Consider the following 16585-nt stretch of genomic DNA (forward strand, 5'->3'; position numbering starts at 1 on the left):
GTTTTTGTATGTGGAAAAATCTAGTTTTAGAAATTGAAAAAATAGAGAAAAGTTTTAATGATAAATTGAATACACCCGCAACGGATACTGAAATTCAGAGATTAAGAGAACATGCAAAAGAGAAAATTAGTATTGATTTACCGCGTGAATACGTAGAGTTTCTTAAAACTGTAAATGGTTTAGATTTTAATGGGCTGGTACTTTATGGAGTCGATTCTTCTTTACTAGAAACAGAAAAAGATGAACAAATTTGCGGCTTTATAGAAACGAATGAGATTTGGTATGAAAATGAATTTCAAAAAGAGTATCTTTTCTTTGGAGATTCAAATATTGCGTGGTTTTGTAAAAACTTATCTGACAGTACTTATTTAGAACTTGATAAACCATCTGGAACAGTGATGAACACATATAATGATTTCAATACAATGCTTGAAGAAGCATTGAAAACAGCCCTCCTTTAATATGGAGTATTAAAATGAAGAATATTACATGGTCCTTTATGAGTAAAACACCAATTACAGATGAAGAAATCCAAAAAGCAGAAAAATATTTTGGTATTAAATTTCCTGAAGATTTCATTGCATGTGTAAAGAAATACGATGGAGGTTATCCGAGACCTAAAATATTTGATGTGCCTGGACGGGATGAAAATGTATTTAGTAAGCTTTTAACTTTTGATTTAGAAAGTAGAAATTCAATTATTCAAGTTTATGAAGATATAAAAGATCGATTAGCAAATAAAACATATCCTTTTGGTAAAGATTCATTTGGAAATCACTTATGTTTTGACTATCGAAACAATCCTGAATCACCAACTGTTGTATTTTGGGAACACGAAGAAGAAGATATCGAAAAAGCAATTTATCCTGTTTGTTCGTCTTTTACCGAATTACTTAATAGCTTACGCGATTTAGAAGACGAGGAATAAAAAATAAAAGAAGAACGCCTTATTATAAGGATTAACGTTCTTCTTTTTCATTTTGAATATGGATAAGTTTTCTTTGAGTTATATTAATACCCCTAAAAAAAGCGCAAAAAGAATCTACTTATAATTAAATAACCCCCCTCTTTTCAAAATAACGTAATAAAAATCAGATTATCTTCAGATACCAACTTTCTTTCATACGTCAAATATTAAATTCCAAACTTAGCCACTTCGAATGCTGATAATGGTAAAATATCCTATATAAATACAATTTATGATGGTGTTAAATTTTCTTTATTAGGAGGAGAGGAAAATGGCAGTAACAATGAAAGAAGCTTACTCGACAATTTTGAATGAAAAGGTTTCAGCGCAAGAAATAGATGAACCTGTAAATAAGCATTTAAAACAAGAATTAGAATGTGGAGTTTGTAGAATACCTGTGGCGCATCGCACAAGACATATGAGAAATGAAGTAGATATTCCAGCGCTTTTTTACCGAAAAGGCGGCATAAACCACGAGGAATTCTGTTCATACAATACACTCGGTCAGATTAAAGTTATCGCACGTGATTCCGATGATGACATTTTAAAAAGTGTAGAGGATAAAACTTTTTTATTTCGCTTAAATATGATCCATGAGCCTTTAGAAGAATTGAAAAATCAAACTACAAAGCCAAAGAATGATCAAAACAAGGCACTGAATAAAAAAGATAGAACTTATCATTCTAGCGGGAGCTTAAACTCATACTTATCAACCATGAAAAAGATAATTGAGTTACGGAATATTCTAGAAAAACAAACCGAACTACACTCTATTATTGAAATTGAAATGCATGGAAAAAGAATAAAGTGGAGTGATTTTTATTACGAACCAAATCGTTATATACAAGCATTCAATTACATAAAACAACTAGAATGGAAAAACAGACACCCTATTTGCATAGAGGGTATTGTAGACAGTGTGCGGTATATAGAAATATCAGATAAATATGCTATAAACCTTCGCTGGGGAAAAAAGGGAATTAACAGCAAAGGAATAGAACAAATTCCTTCACCATCTATTTTTTTCGATGCTGGAACACTTTCACCAGACGATATAAAAGCCGGACAACATATTGCGGTATGCTCACTATGTTCACCTCGTATGAATGGCGGGAAAGTTAGAGAATTTTTAAATACTAATGCCCATTTGTATCATAAAAATCAACTTGTTATTTTATCAGATTAATAAAAGTTCAAATGCTCCCCCTCTTGAAGATTTCATGAGCCTGTTTTTTTATTTATAACCTTCGAATTCACATCCCATAACCTTGGATATGAGTTTTAAATTTATCATCACCTGCACATTTCATTTTTAATATGGATGAGTTCGCTTCGATAACACCTTTCATGATTAATACAGTTAATGTCATACCAACGCTACATCCTATAAAGAATGTTCACCATGTCATTTATCTCAATCCTTCCAAAATAAAAGCACCCGTTATGGATGCTTTTTATTTTACTTACAAACCCTTTTCCTCTTCTTCCTCTTTTACCGTTGATACTTTATCGTACATGTCCATCATTTTCTTAAACGAATTAAAAGCCCCTACATATAATCCGATTAAACCAACATAAATCAATAAAGCACCTTTATTTTGTACTACTGAAATAATTACAGTAATTGTACCTCCACCGCTAGTCAACAAACTTCCCATTACATCCATGTATTCTCGAAACTTGATACCTGCCTTTTGTTTAGTTCCGTAGCAATAAAGTGTCAAAACCAAAAATGAGACAAAAGCTATTGTCCATAAAGACATGTAAAACCCTTCTAATAAACTTTCCATGTAATTACCCCTTTTCTATAAATAAAATTACTTGCCCCTTTCTATTTACAGAAAAAAAGTAGACTCCTTCTTTTTTTTCAAAAAAAGATTTTTTGTTTAATTCTACTTTCCAGCTTCTATCTTCCATACATAATAAAAAGAGCAACCAAATAGATGCTCTCGTATTGCTTCAATATTATTTTATTTTACTAATATTTACGTTTAATAGGCATCTCGGGAGTGCTTAAGTTGTCGTAAAATTTTTCTGATTTCCTTAGACTTAATGCGTTAGCCATGTTATTTTCAAATATATCAACTTTAACGTTTGGGTCTACATGAATGCAATTCATTTCCTTATCAAGCGCATTCTTCTGAAGTTTTTTAACATAAAAAGTGGATATTCTTTTGTCTCTCAACGAATCATCAATAACATATAATAAATTTAATTTTATTGCCCTTTCATCCTCTTTACTTTTCATAATTGGAGGCCTCTTTTTAAAGAAGTCCATAGAAAACAACGCTTTTTGATTTATTTTATCATAAAGACAAAACTTCACATCTCCATCTTTGCAATGGTATTCTTGTTCATGCCCATTAACATCTCTATGACCATTAAACTGATACTCAATATTGCCTTCTTGTTCTTTTTAAGGGCATCCGGCAAGCCCCAAAATCACAGGGAGTGAGTAGAATTTTTATTGATAACGTTAATGACTTAAAAAATCTGGAAGCACTTATTACTTCGTGCTATGATCAAATTTTAGCTAATGTTTAAAAGAGAAAAATGTACGCTCTTTTTCCAACAACCTGACAAAAAGCCAATCCAATGGATTGGCTTTTGAAGTTTATATATAAAATAAAGTTATTTATTTTCCTCTTTTTGAACATATACATAAGCATCTTTCTGCTCTTTATGTATATCAACCTTCGAATTCTCTGCAAGCTGACCCGCATTTAGCAAAGAAAAAATAATGAGCGCTTCTAGTGACATTTTGTTTTACCACTCCTTTCTAGTTGTTATACATTTATCATACCGCTTACATGTGATTTCCGTATGAACTCGAAAAGGAGATTAAAACAAAAAAGCTTTGAGGAATTTCCCCAAAGCTTTTTATTTATTAGTAACGAATTAAGAAATATTTCTTCTTACCGCGGCGAATGATTGTAAATTTACCTTCGATGCGGTCGTTTTCTGTTACAACGTAGTCTAACGCTTGTGTACGCTCACCGTTTACGTAGATTGCGCCGTTCGTTACATCTTCACGTGCTTGACGTTTTGATGGAGAGATTTTGCTTTCTACAAGTAAGTCGATTAATACTGTATCTTCTGCAGTACGTTCTACAGATGGTACGTCTTTGAATCCTTGTTCAATTTCGCTTGCAGTTAGTTCTGCTACAGAACCGCTGAATAGTGCAGCTGAAATTTTGATTGCTTGCTCTAATGCTTCTTCGCCGTGAACAAGTTTTGTCATTTCAGAACCTAATGCTTTTTGTGCTGCACGTTTTTCTGGCGCTTCAGCTACTTGCTTTTCAAGCTCAAGAATTTCTTCATGAGATAAGAATGTGAAGTATTTTAAGTATTTAACAACATCGCGGTCATCTGTGTTAATCCAGAATTGGTAGAACTCGTAAGGAGTTGTTTTCTCTGGGTCTAACCAAATTGCGCCACCTTCTGTTTTACCAAACTTCGTACCGTCAGATTTAGTAACAAGTGGAATTGTTAAACCGAATGCTTTCGCATCTTCCTCTGATTTACGGATTAATTCAAGACCAGCTGTAATGTTACCCCATTGGTCACTACCACCGATTTGCAGACGGCAATTATGGTGTTGGTATAAGTTTAAGAAGTCGTATGATTGTAAAATCATGTAACTGAACTCAGTGAATGAAATACCAGTTTCTAAACGAGATGCTACTGTATCTTTTGCTAACATATAGTTTAAACCGAAGTTTTTACCGATATCGCGTAAGAATGAAATTACATCTAAGTTACCAAGCCAGTCATAGTTGTTAGCCATTGTTGCTGGGTTGTCCACGTTTTCGAACTCTAAGAAGTTTGAAAGTTGGTTTTTAATGCTTTCTGTGTAGTAAGCAACTGTATCTTTCGTATTTAATGTACGCTCTGCTTTTTTACCACTTGGGTCACCAATCATACCAGTACCACCACCAACAAGTGCGATTGGTTGGTGACCAGCTAATTGGAAACGACGTAACATTAATACTGGTAACATATGACCGATGTGTAAGCTATCTGCTGTCGGATCGAAACCACAGTATAATTTAACGCTTTCTTTTTCTAATAATTGCTCAAGGCCCTCAGCATCTGTTTGCTGATTAATTAGACCGCGAAATTCAAGATCTTGTAAAATACCCATATCCTACATACTCTCCTTTAAGTTCATTACTGGCGTGAAGGTTGAAAACATAAAAAAATCGCCCCTTCAAATAAGGGACGATTTTGATTATCGCGTTACCACCCTAGTTGCAGGCAAAAAAGCCTACCACCTTATTTACATAACGGCTTAGCACCGTCTTTTCCCTTTTGAATACAATTCAATCGAAAAAAGATGCTCTAGGGGCGTAATTCGCGATCATCTATGTGCTGATTTTCACCGACCATCAGCTCTCTAAAACAGGGAAATGATCACTACTTCTCCCTTTCCACGCTCAATTATTCATATACTTTTCTTTATACCATCATTTATATAGGCGTGTCAAATAGAGGTCCGGTTTCTCTTCTTGTCAATCCTTTATAACGTCGCAAGAAGTAATTTATTAGACATAAAAAAGCCTCCCTCATCTATTCTTTCACAAATGTATACAGACGAGGAAGGCACTTCGTTCACATATTATTTTATTTTTTTAATAATCTTTGCGGGATTCCCGCCAACTACTACATTATTAGGTACATCTCTCGTTACGACAGCACCAGATGCGATCACCGCATTGTCTCCAATTGTTACACCTGGATTAATAATTGCTCTTCCGCCAATCCATACGTTATCGCCAATTGTAACTGGTTTTCCGTATTCTGATCCGCTTATGCGCTCTACTGGATCAAGCGGGTGTGTTGCTGTATAAATGTGAACACCTGGAGCTAACATACAGTTCACTCCGATTGTTACCGGGCATACGTCTAAAATTGTACAGTCAAAGTTCGCGTAAAAATTTTCGCCAACGTGAATGTTATAACCGTAATCACATCTAAAAGAAGATTCAAGATGAATATTATCTCCTGTCGTTCCAAATAATTCTTTTACGATTTCGCTACGCTCTTTTAATTGCTCTTCTGGCGTATCATTTAATTTTCTCGTTAATATACGTGCTTGCTCTCTTTCTTGTACTAAAACTGGATCAGCCGGTATGTACATTTCTCCTAGTATCATCTTTTCTTTTTCTGTTTTCATCATACTCCCCCTTCAACTTATATATATAAGTTAATAATAACATAAAAAAAGGTCTGAACATTTTTCGTTCAGACCTTCCTCTCTTAATCTTCCATCGTTGATAAGTCACCTGTTGGTAAGTTTAACTCCCACGCTTTTAATACGCGGCGCATAATTTTACCACTTCTCGTTTTCGGTAATTTATCTCTAAATTCAATTTGCCTTGGCGCTGCATGAGCTGCTAGGCCTTTCTTTACAAATTGACGAATTTCTTCTTTTAATTCATCAGATGGTTCGTATCCTGCTCGAAGTGCGATAAATGCTTTAATAATTTCGCCGCGCACTGGATCAGGAATACCAATTACACCTGCTTCTGCAACAGCAGCATGCTCGATTAATTTACTTTCTACTTCAAACGGACCAACGCGCTCACCTGAAGTCATAATTACATCGTCAATACGTCCTTGGAACCAGAAGTATCCATCTTCATCCATATAGGCAGAGTCACCTGATACGTACCAATCTCCCGGCATGAAATAAGATTCATACTTTTGCTGGTTATTCCAGATCCCGCGCATCATAGATGGCCAACCTTTCGCAATTGCTAAGTTACCCATTGTGTATGGAGGAACTTCATTTCCTTCATTATCAACAATCGCTGCTTTCACACCTGGAATTGGTTTACCCATTGAGCCTGGGCGAATTTCCATACAAGGGTAGTTACAAATAACTTGTCCACCTGTTTCTGTCATCCACCACGTATCATGAATACGAAGTCCAAATGCATTCATACCCCAGCGGATTACTTCTGGATTTAACGGCTCACCAACGCTTAATACGTGACGAACTTGTGATAAGTCGTATTTTTTAATTGCGTCTTGTCCAGCTCCCATTAACATACGGAACGCTGTTGGTGCGCTGTACCAAACCGTCACACCGTAATCTTGCAGTGCTTCATACCAAGCTTCTGGACTAAAGCGTCCACCTAAAATAACATTTGACGCTCCAACTAACCACGGTGCGAAAATACCGTAAGCAGTTCCCGTTACCCAGCCCGGGTCAGCTGTGCACCAATATACGTCATCTTCTTTTAAATCTAATACCCATTTCGCCGTTTGATAATGCTGAACCATTGCATTTTGCGCATGAAGCACACCCTTTGGCTTACCAGTAGAACCAGACGTATAGTGAAGAATTAAACCATCTTCACGGCCTAACCATTCAATATGTAATTCTTTTGAAGCTTGTTCAAATAAAGGATTGAACGCTACCGTTTTACCGCCTTCTTCTACATTATCTCCAACAAGGAAAACTGTTTTTAAAGCAGGTAAATCATTTAATGGTACACGCTCTAATAACTCAGGCGTTGTAATTAACACCTTCGCTTCACTATCTTCTAAACGATCGCGAACCGCACCTTCCATAAATGCTTCAAATAACGGTCCAACAATTGCTCCTAATTTCACTGCACCTAAAAGTGCGAAATATAACTCTGGAGAACGTGGCATAAAAATAAAAACGCGATCGCCTTTTTCTACATCGCCATAATTTTTCAGGACATTCCCTGCTTTATTAGAAAAATCCTTCATTTCCTTAAATGTATATTTCTCTTTTCGCGATCCATCTTGATAATAAAGAGCTACTTTATTCTTTCGATCGGATTTCGCATGCTTATCAATTGCCTCATACGCCATATTTACTCGGCCTGTTTCATTCCAAGTAAAGTTTTTATTAACCTCTTCCCAGTTAAAATTCGCGTATGCCTCATCATAATTCGGCAAATTATTTTCTCCTTTAATGACAGGAAGCGTTTCTACTTTCATACTTTACATCCCCCTCCTATGTATTCTATTATCTATTATAATGATATTATTTAAAATTTTCAGTATATTTGTTGATTTTTAGACAAATTTTTAATGACAAAATTCGATTCACATCGCATATATTATAAAGTACGATATTAATAGATTCACAAACCCTCAAGGTGGTGAGCAATACATTGATTCATAAAAAAATATACAATGCTAGAAACTTAAAAACAGCGAAAGGCACTTTAATTATTGAAGGTCCTGTCTCTACACATAATCTTGAAATGTATGAATTTCATCCAGATTTAGTTGCATTTCGTCCTGCTGAACAGCAATATAAAGCAATTGTCGAAATTTCTAAATTACCAGAAGCTCGACTCATTATTGCTAGACATGACCAAATGATTGTTGGATATGTTACATATTTATATCCTGATCCACTTGAACGATGGTCAGAAGGAAAAATGGAAAACTTAATTGAGCTCGGGGCAATTGAAGTAGTCCCAGCCTTCCGCGGGAGTTCTGTCGGAAAGAACTTACTAGAGGTTTCTATGATGGACGATTATATGGAAGATTACATTATATTGACGACTGAATATTATTGGCACTGGGATTTGAAACAAACAGGATTGAATGTGTGGGAATACCGAAAAGTAATGGAAAAGATGATGAATGCCGGCGGGTTACAATGGATGGCTACAGACGATCCTGAAATTTGTTCACATCCCGCCAACTGTTTAATGGTCCGCATCGGTAAACGCGTTGATACGGATTCTATTCAAGCTTTTGATCGTCTACGTTTTCACAATCGTTTTATGTATTAATAAAGGGGGCAACTGGAATGATTGTAGAAGAAATTATGAATCAAAATGTAGTTACACTACATCCAAACGATACAATCGAAACAGCAATCCGAACGATTCGCACGAAAGGCATTCGGCACATTCCAATTGTCGATCAAAATAATCACGTCGTAGGCATTATTTCTGATCGGGATGTAAGAGATGCAAGTCCGTCTATTCTAGATGAACAAGTTTCACTCGATATGCTACAGCAACCGCTTGAACTTATTATGAAACATCCTGTAATGACTTGCCACCCTCTCGATTTCGTTGAGGAAATTGCTACTTTATTTTTTGAAAATAAAATTGGCTGCCTTCCTGTTACAAAGGCTGGTAAGTTAGTTGGTATCATCTCAGAATCTACAGTACTGCACACGTTAGTGAAATTAACAGGGGCACATCAACCGAGTTCACAAATTGAAATTCAAGTAAAAAACGAACCTGGTATTCTTGGAAAAGTCGTTGCTATTTTTAGTGATTTACAAATAAATATCGTGAGCGTTCTCGTCTATCCAGCAAAAGATGAGAATGATAAAGTACTTGTTTTCCGCATTCAAACGATGAATCCTCTAAAAGTGATTGATGCACTTGAAGCAGAAGGCTATCGCGTATTATGGCCGAACATCATGGGGATGCAAGCATGAGTAGCGCGTTTATTTATTCGGATGACTTTCGGGGCTATTCATTTAGCCCTGATCATCCTTTTAACCAACTGCGCGTCACACTTACGTATGATTTATTACAAAAGGGCGGTTTCATCTCTTCTTCCCAAATCATCTCACCACGGATGGCTACAGATGAAGAGATTGCCTACGTTCATACAGAGGAGTACATAAATGCGGTAAAACGTGCTGGAGAAGGAAAGTTAGAAAAATCAATTGCGATGACATATGGACTTGGAACAGAAGATACACCGATGTTTCCAAATATGCACGAAGCAAGCGCATTGCTCGTTGGTGGTACATTAACAGCTGTCGATGCTGTTCTTTCCGGAAAAGTAAAACACGCGCTTAACTTAGGAGGCGGCTTACATCATGGCTTCCGTGGTAAAGCATCTGGCTTTTGTATTTATAACGACAGTTCTATCGCAATGAAGTATATTCAGAAGAAATACGGTTTACGCGTCCTATATATTGATACAGACGCTCATCACGGTGATGGTGTACAGTGGTCATTTTATGATGACCCTAACGTATGCACCATTTCATTACATGAAACTGGTCGCTATTTATTCCCTGGAACTGGCGCTGTAAACGAACGTGGACAAGGTAATGGTTATAGTTATTCTTTTAACGTTCCACTCGATGCTTTTACAGAAGATGAATCGTTCTTAGAATCATATCGAACTGTTGTAAAAGAAGTTGCAGCATACTTTAAACCGGATATTATTTTAACGCAAAATGGTGCTGATGCACATTACTACGACCCACTTACACACCTTTGTGCGACCATGAATATTTACCGCGAAATACCGAAACTCGCTCGTGAAATTGCTAATGAATATTGCGACGGTCGCTGGATCGCTGTCGGCGGTGGTGGCTATGACCATTGGCGCGTCGTTCCAAGAGCTTGGGCACTCATTTGGCTCGAAATGAACAACATCCAAAACATCTCAGGTTATCTCCCTCCAGAATGGATTGAAGCTTGGAAAGGACAAGCAGAAACAGAACTTCCCCTCACATGGGAAGATCCAGACAACATGTATAAACCTATCCCCCGTAAACCAGAAATTGAAGAAAAAAACGCATTAACTGTAGCGAAATCCCTTGAAATTATTCGGAATAATATGACAAAATCTTTGTACTAAACGAAAAGGAGGCTCGTTTTTGAATAGCCTCCTTTTATTTATTGTCGGTTTCTGTCGGTAAGTCGATATATTTTAATAATCGCTGATATATTTCGAGATGCGCCGATATATTTTCATTTCATAACAGCCTGGCCCAACTTTTATGAGAAAAGGTCGTGATATTATGTGGAAACGACAAATGATCCACACGAAACGTGGCACATTTGAACTCTTTACAAAAGGAGATGGCGAATCGCTTTGTATTACACATCACTATTCACAATTTAATGAAACTGGTGATTACTTTGCGGATGTTTTTACTGCTACGCATCGTGTATTTCTCATTAATTTACGAGATACTGGTAGCTCTGTAACCGCCCAGTCAGAAAACGAATTAAGCATGATTGAAACAATCCACGACTTGGAAGCCATACGAGAAGCATTACAACTTCCAACATGGCATTTCGCTGGCCATTCAACAGGTGGTATGCTTGGACTTTTATATACGATTACATATCCAAATTCCTTACAATCATTAGCCGTAGTAGGAGCTGCAGCAAGTAACTATACCGAAACACCATTTTGCATTTATCATCCCGAACATTCACAATTTCATTATATGCAAGAGCTCATCGAAAACTTAAAAAGCCCTCACCTTACAAGTGAAGAACGGAAAGAACTATCTACTAAGAGAACAAAATTATCATTGTATAAACCAGAAAACTACAACTCTTATTTTTGTAAACCAATCAAAAAAACAATGTCCGTTAGCCGGATGAATGCTTTCGTCAATGAATATCCTTCATTTGATTTAAGAGAGTATTTACCTTCCATCCAAACAAAGACACTTATTATATGCGGAAGATATGATGTACAGTGCCCAATTCAGTATTCTATCAAGATGCATGATGGGATACGTAATTCTATCTTCATTCCATTTGAAAACAGCAACCATTATCCTTTTTTAGAAGAGGCTACTCAGTTTACTTCTACTACTCAAACATTTTATAAATCGTTAGTACCGTTATTATTAAGAAAACCTAAACACTGACAAAAAGCTCACAGCCTCTATAAGACTATGAGCTTTTTTCAAAAGAAATATTTCACACTAAAAACAACTAAAAAAATACAAGAAATAACAACTAAACCCACATCAAGTAATACCGACTTTTTATCTCTATCTTTTAAACTTACCTTAGAGCTAGAAATGCTTTTAATTACCCAAAAGATCACAAAAAAGAACCAACCAAAATGATCATTCGTAGAATCTTCATCATAAAACATTTGTATTGCACCAATAATCAATAAGATAAGTACGATATTAGTTCCAATCTTTAAAGCCTTGTTTGATTTATTATCTTTTAATATATCCCCCAACATATAGCACGCCCCTCATGCTCTCCTCTGTTTTGTTTCTCTTTACATTTTAACATAAATTACCTATTCCTTCCTTTTCATTCGAATAACATACAAAAAAACCTGCCAATTACTCGGCAGGTTCCCTACACATTAAAACGATAACCAGCTCCCCATACTGTTTCAATATATTGCGGGTGGGCAGGATCTCTTTCAATTTTTTCACGTAGCTTTCTAATGTGGACGACAACAGTGGCTAAATCACCAGCGGAATCTAATCCCCAAATGCGTTCAAATAACTGTTCTTTATTTAATACTTGGTTTGGATGTGTTACAAAGAATGTTAATAAATCAAATTCCTTCGTTGTAAATGCCACTTCTTCATTGTTTATAAAAACTTTCCTCGCCCGTTGATCGATAGAAATTCCGTGAATGTATAGCGTATCACGTTGCTTACTTACATTTCCTGATAATCTTTCATAACGAGCAATATGTGCTTTTACTCTTGCAACTAATTCGCTTGGACTAAACGGTTTCGTTATATAATCATCCGCTCCTAATCCGAGTCCGCGAATTTTATCTATATCTTCTTTTTTTGCTGAAACAAGTAGAATCGGAATATCTTTTACAGCACGTATTTGTTTACAAATTTCGAATCCGTTCATTTTCGGGAGCATAATATCTAAAATAATTAAATCATATTCTTCTTGCAGTGCTATTTGTAAACCTGTTTCTCCTGAATGCTCTACATCAACTTGGAAATCATTAATTTCTAAATAATCTCGCTGTAATTCTGCAATACTTACTTCATCTTCTATTAGTAAAATTCTTTTCAATTTACTCACCACATTCCTCTACTTTTTCCAATGAGAACAAAATGCTTGTGCCTTTACCAAGCTCGCTTTCCGCCCAAATTTCCCCGCCATGTTCTTCAACAATTTGCTTCGCTATTGCTAAACCAAGTCCACTTCCACCTGTGCTAGAATTTCGCGATTGTTCTGCACGATAAAAACGTTCAAAGATATACGGTAGCGTATCAGATTCTATACCTGATCCATTGTCCATCACTTTCACAATAACTTTATTGTTATCACTCGATACTGTTACAGTAATTTTCTTCTCTTCTTTATCCATGTACTTCACACTATTATGAATTAAATTTGATATAACTCTATTTATCTTTTCGCAATCAGCCGTTACATATAATGGCGATGAATGTAATTGTAAGTTAACTTCTATACCTTCTTCACTTAAATCCATCTGCATCTCTTCTATTAATTCTTGCATAAACGTATTTAATTCAACTGTCTCAAATTGGAATGGAACTCGATTCAAATCGAGCTTTGAAAACAAAAAGAGTTCATCAATGAGTGTGTCCATATGTTTTGCCTTCGTGTGAATTGTCGTTAAATACTTATCCATTTTTTCTGGCGTATTTGCTACCCCGTCCTTTATTCCCTCTACATATCCGATAATAGATGTAATCGGTGTTTTTAAATCATGCGATATGTTTGAAATAAGTTCTTTTCGATTTTCTTCATACTGCGTTTGTACTTCAATCGATTCTTTTAACTTCTTCCTCATTTCCTCAAATCCTTGATTTAATTGACCTATTTCATCGTGCGATGTAACTGGCATTTGAAAATCTAAATTTCCTTCTTTAATTTTCTCTGTTGCGCCTTTCAATACAAAAATTGGTTTTATTACACTTCTTGAAACGAGATAACTTAATAGCCCAATAAGTAAAATAGCTAATAGTAAAAGCGATACGAATAAGATTGGAAATAATTTTTGTGTAAGATCTACAAATGAACTTTGCTTTTTTAGTACAAATATACTCCCTTCTTCTTTCTCTGCAAAATAAAAATCAAATTTTACATATCGATAAAATGTATCACCTAGTTCCGTTGTACCACGACTATTAATATTTGCTGCTTCAAATTTCGGAAGGGCTTCTGTTAAAGTCGAACTTTCAAAACCCTTTGTAGCATAAGAAATGTTTTCTCCCTTTCTTACAATTATTTTCACGCCTTCTTTTTCAATTAATGAAACGAACGATTCATCTAATAATTGAGATTGATGTTGCTTTGCCGCTAATTTTAATTCAAGATAGGCATTCTCTTCTTCTGCTGTAAGCGGCTTTTGAATGTAAGAACTTTTATAGAAATTTTTCACTGCTTCCAAGTCACCTGTTATCGAAAAAACAATTAAAAATCCCGCGACTAATATGAGCATAATAGAAACGAGAATTACAGCAATATAAGAAAATAAAAACCTTGTTTTAATAGACATCATTTACATCCTCACTTTACCCATCCTTCATATTCATAAGCATAAAAATATATGTTCAAATACTCAAGCGATTTTATAGTAATTTTAGCGTCAGTTTATAAAAATTTAATGTTCCTATTTTACAGTTGAAATTAGGAGGTTGAAATTCCATGTTCAAAAAAACATTCAGTATGATATGTTGCGTAATTTTTTTACAAGGATGCTCGCAAGAACAAGAAGTAAAAAAGGAGATGACAAACATAGAGACTGCACTACTAGCAGCTACTGAAAAAAATGAAACGAATACTGTTATATCTTTACTAAAACAAGGCGCAAATATAAATGCGACGGATAATCAAGGACGCACTCCGCTTATGATTGCAACATACAAAAATGATGTAAAAACCGCAAAAATGCTTATCGAAGCTGGTGCTGACGTAAACATCCAAGATGACATGAAAAACAATCCCTTTCTATACGCCGGTGCGGAAGGTTACTTAGACATTTTAAAGCTAACAATTGATGCTGGTGCAGATCCTATGATTACAAATCGTTACGGCGGAACAGCTCTTATCCCAGCCTCAGAACATGGCTATATTGACGTTATAAAAGAACTCCTCACTCGAACAACTATTGATGTAAATCATGTAAATAACCTCGGATGGACAGCTTTAATGGAAGCCATCGTACTAAGTAACGGAAACGAAACACAGCAACAAGTCATTCGCCTTCTTATTGAGCACGGTGCAGATGTAAATATTCCAGACCATGATGGTGTTACCCCGTTAGAGCATGCTCGCGCTCATCACTTTGAAGAGATAGAGAAGATTTTGTTAGAAGGACGTAAGTAAAAAGCTAATTTTTGCCTTCCTCCCCCACCCTATGCTACATTTAAGCCGTTACATTAATATTAATAGGGTGGGAATAAAAATGAACAAACCTAAAATTGGGATGATTGGACTTGGAAGTATTGCGCAAAAGGCCTATCTTCCAACACTTACAAAAGAAACTGATTGGAATTTTGTAGGGGCGTTTACACCTAACGCAGAAAAAAGAAAACAAGTTTGCCAGCAATACCGGATTCAAGACTTTCATTCTATTGAAATGTTAGCTTCGGAATGCGATGCAATCTTCGTGCATAGTTCAACTGCATCACATTATGAAATCGTTTCTGAACTTCTGAAAAAAGGGATCGACGTTTATGTTGATAAGCCGCTAGCAGCTACAGTGGAACAAGCTGAGCAACTAGTCGAGTTGAGCGAGAAATATAACCGAAAATTAATGGTCGGATTTAATCGCAGATTCGTTCCTATGTATGTCGCTGCCAAAGAACAGGCTAATGATATTTCATGGATTCGAATTGAAAAGCATCGCACAAATAAAGTCGGGCCATATACGTACGATTTCACTATGTTAGATGATTATTTACACATTGTAGATACAGCTCGCTGGTTAGCTAATAATGACCTTAACGTCGTTCACAATATGATGCAAATCAATGAAAAGAATGAACTTCTTTACGGACATCATACATATACAACTCCAAGTGGACTGTTACTTTCTACTGCAATGCATCGCCATGCCGGTACAAATTTAGAACAAATTGAACTTGTAACGCCAGGGAAAATCATTCGCGTAAAAAATATGAACACATTTGAAATTGAACAGGAAAACTCAGTTTCACAAAGCGGTTCCCCATCATGGGATACAACGTTAAAACAACGTGGTTTTGAAGATGCTGTTCATCATTTTATTGAATGTGTACACGGAGATACAAAGCCTGTTGTAGATGGATTAGAAGGATTAAAAACGCAGCAAATGCTACAATCTTTACTAGATGATGTAAACAAAAATTAAAACGGATACATTTTTCAGAATTTACTTTCATTCCCATTTCCTCTTTATTTCTCTCGTAAATTTCTATAGAATATGTTGATAGGAATTATAAATTTCATAATGAATCGTGGAAAGGATGGGATTAACACATGTGGAACGAGTTTAAAAAATTCGCATTCAAAGGTAATGTAATCGATTTAGCTGTCGGGGTTGTAATCGGTGCTGCATTCGGTAAAATCGTTAGTTCTTTAGTAAAAGATATCATCACACCATTACTTGGTATGGTATTAGGTGGCGTTGACTTTACAGATTTAAAAATTACATTCGGTAAATCATCTATTATGTATGGTAACTTCATCCAAACTATTTTTGATTTCTTAATTATTGCAGCTGCTATCTTTATGTTTGTTAAAGTTTTCAACAAACTAACATCTAAAAGAGAAGAAGAAAAAGAGGAAGAACTTCCAGAACCAACAAAAGAAGAAGAACTTCTTGGCGAAATTCGCGACTTACTAAAACAGCAAAACTCTTCTAAAGATAGAGCATAATTGAACGGATAAAAAG

The 16585-nt window shown here is 35.7% G+C and carries 20 protein-coding genes, 1 pseudogene and 1 other annotated feature; of the genes and pseudogenes, 11 read left to right on the forward strand and 10 right to left on the reverse strand.

The features are described 5' to 3' along the window. Positions 1–8: 8 nt before the first annotated feature. The 3 genes from MHH27_RS24220 to MHH27_RS24230 all read left to right on the forward strand — a co-directional run bounded on the left by MHH27_RS24220 (position 9) and on the right by MHH27_RS24230 (position 2153). Positions 9–461: a YrhA family protein gene (locus MHH27_RS24220; RefSeq protein WP_090976898.1), complete on the forward strand. Its 453-nt coding sequence runs from the start codon at positions 9–11 to the stop codon at positions 459–461. Between the two features lie 14 nt (positions 462–475). Beyond that, entirely contained in the window at positions 476–928 is a 453-nt protein-coding gene (locus tag MHH27_RS24225; protein ID WP_090976896.1) for an SMI1/KNR4 family protein, read from the forward strand. Between the two features lie 322 nt (positions 929–1250). Next, positions 1251–2153: a hypothetical protein gene (locus MHH27_RS24230; RefSeq protein WP_340944380.1), complete on the forward strand. Its 903-nt coding sequence runs from the start codon at positions 1251–1253 to the stop codon at positions 2151–2153. Positions 2154–2430: 277 nt separating this feature from the next. On the opposite strand, the gene MHH27_RS24235 is transcribed toward MHH27_RS24230, so the two are convergent. The 3 genes from MHH27_RS24235 to MHH27_RS24245 all read right to left on the reverse strand — a co-directional run bounded on the left by MHH27_RS24235 (position 2431) and on the right by MHH27_RS24245 (position 3215). Continuing rightward, a complete protein-coding gene (locus MHH27_RS24235; RefSeq protein WP_090976892.1) occupies positions 2431–2757 on the reverse strand; it encodes a hypothetical protein in 327 nt (108 codons plus the stop codon). A 4-nt stretch (positions 2758–2761) separates the two neighbouring features. Continuing rightward, on the reverse strand, positions 2762–2884 hold the full coding sequence (locus tag MHH27_RS24240) for a hypothetical protein (RefSeq protein WP_258375778.1): 123 nt from the start codon (positions 2882–2884) through the stop codon (positions 2762–2764). Positions 2885–2945: 61 nt separating this feature from the next. Next, positions 2946–3215 carry a hypothetical protein gene (locus MHH27_RS24245; RefSeq protein ID WP_090976890.1) on the reverse strand — a complete coding sequence of 90 codons (270 nt, stop codon included), beginning with the start codon at positions 3213–3215 and terminating at the stop codon, positions 2946–2948. Between the two features lie 176 nt (positions 3216–3391). Here MHH27_RS24245 and MHH27_RS32075 point away from each other — a divergent pair. Beyond that, positions 3392–3511: pseudogene (locus MHH27_RS32075) on the forward strand (type I restriction endonuclease); the annotation flags it as partial. Between the two features lie 87 nt (positions 3512–3598). Here MHH27_RS32075 and MHH27_RS24250 read toward each other — a convergent pair. The 4 genes from MHH27_RS24250 to acsA all read right to left on the reverse strand — a co-directional run bounded on the left by MHH27_RS24250 (position 3599) and on the right by acsA (position 7945). Beyond that, a complete protein-coding gene (locus MHH27_RS24250; protein WP_000050940.1) occupies positions 3599–3727 on the reverse strand; it encodes a hypothetical protein in 129 nt (42 codons plus the stop codon). A 127-nt stretch (positions 3728–3854) separates the two neighbouring features. After that, positions 3855–5111, reverse strand: a complete 1257-nt coding sequence (gene tyrS / locus MHH27_RS24255; RefSeq protein WP_000512081.1) for a tyrosine--tRNA ligase — start codon at positions 5109–5111, stop codon at positions 3855–3857. Positions 5112–5181: 70 nt separating this feature from the next. Beyond that, positions 5182–5409: a binding site (T-box leader), on the reverse strand. Positions 5410–5585: 176 nt separating this feature from the next. Beyond that, entirely contained in the window at positions 5586–6146 is a 561-nt protein-coding gene (locus tag MHH27_RS24260) for a maltose acetyltransferase domain-containing protein (protein WP_075718471.1), read from the reverse strand. Positions 6147–6226: 80 nt separating this feature from the next. Continuing rightward, positions 6227–7945, reverse strand: coding sequence for an acetate--CoA ligase (gene acsA / locus MHH27_RS24265; RefSeq protein WP_000862049.1), 1719 nt, complete (start codon positions 7943–7945; stop codon positions 6227–6229). Positions 7946–8121: 176 nt separating this feature from the next. Here acsA and acuA point away from each other — a divergent pair, with 176 nt between their 5' ends. From acuA to MHH27_RS24285, 4 genes are all read left to right on the forward strand, one after another. Further along, positions 8122–8754, forward strand: a complete 633-nt coding sequence (gene acuA, locus MHH27_RS24270) for an acetoin utilization protein acetyltransferase AcuA (RefSeq protein WP_000581393.1) — start codon at positions 8122–8124, stop codon at positions 8752–8754. 17 nt (positions 8755–8771) lie between these two features. Next, entirely contained in the window at positions 8772–9416 is a 645-nt protein-coding gene (locus MHH27_RS24275) for an acetoin utilization AcuB family protein (RefSeq protein WP_000634583.1), read from the forward strand. Next, complete coding sequence (gene acuC, locus MHH27_RS24280; protein ID WP_082187973.1) at positions 9413–10579, forward strand: acetoin utilization protein AcuC; 1167 nt, start codon at positions 9413–9415, stop codon at positions 10577–10579. The genes MHH27_RS24275 and acuC overlap by 4 nt, the downstream gene beginning before the upstream one ends. Before the next feature lie 142 nt (positions 10580–10721). Beyond that, on the forward strand, positions 10722–11609 hold the full coding sequence (locus tag MHH27_RS24285) for an alpha/beta fold hydrolase (protein ID WP_369812828.1): 888 nt from the start codon (positions 10722–10724) through the stop codon (positions 11607–11609). Between the two features lie 38 nt (positions 11610–11647). Here MHH27_RS24285 and MHH27_RS24290 read toward each other — a convergent pair whose 3' ends face one another. The 3 genes from MHH27_RS24290 to MHH27_RS24300 all read right to left on the reverse strand — a co-directional run bounded on the left by MHH27_RS24290 (position 11648) and on the right by MHH27_RS24300 (position 14206). Further along, positions 11648–11938 carry a hypothetical protein gene (locus tag MHH27_RS24290; protein WP_090976884.1) on the reverse strand — a complete coding sequence of 97 codons (291 nt, stop codon included), beginning with the start codon at positions 11936–11938 and terminating at the stop codon, positions 11648–11650. 122 nt (positions 11939–12060) lie between these two features. Then, positions 12061–12750 carry a response regulator transcription factor gene (locus MHH27_RS24295; protein WP_003271808.1) on the reverse strand — a complete coding sequence of 230 codons (690 nt, stop codon included), beginning with the start codon at positions 12748–12750 and terminating at the stop codon, positions 12061–12063. Between the two features lies 1 nt (position 12751). Further along, a complete protein-coding gene (locus MHH27_RS24300) occupies positions 12752–14206 on the reverse strand; it encodes a HAMP domain-containing sensor histidine kinase (protein ID WP_098508927.1) in 1455 nt (484 codons plus the stop codon). 149 nt (positions 14207–14355) lie between these two features. Here MHH27_RS24300 and MHH27_RS24305 point away from each other — a divergent pair, with 149 nt between their 5' ends. The 3 genes from MHH27_RS24305 to mscL all read left to right on the forward strand — a co-directional run bounded on the left by MHH27_RS24305 (position 14356) and on the right by mscL (position 16569). After that, positions 14356–15036: an ankyrin repeat domain-containing protein gene (locus MHH27_RS24305; RefSeq protein WP_097946389.1), complete on the forward strand. Its 681-nt coding sequence runs from the start codon at positions 14356–14358 to the stop codon at positions 15034–15036. A gap of 79 nt (positions 15037–15115) precedes the next feature. Continuing rightward, entirely contained in the window at positions 15116–16042 is a 927-nt protein-coding gene (locus tag MHH27_RS24310; protein ID WP_023523189.1) for a Gfo/Idh/MocA family protein, read from the forward strand. Between the two features lie 128 nt (positions 16043–16170). Then, on the forward strand, positions 16171–16569 hold the full coding sequence (mscL, locus tag MHH27_RS24315) for a large-conductance mechanosensitive channel protein MscL (protein ID WP_000267003.1): 399 nt from the start codon (positions 16171–16173) through the stop codon (positions 16567–16569). Positions 16570–16585 lie beyond the last annotated feature (16 nt).

Origin of the sequence: Bacillus sp. FSL L8-0152 (assembly GCF_038006365.1) — a bacterium.
In the GTDB taxonomy this organism is placed as follows: Bacteria; Bacillota; Bacilli; order Bacillales; family Bacillaceae_G; genus Bacillus_A; species Bacillus_A cereus.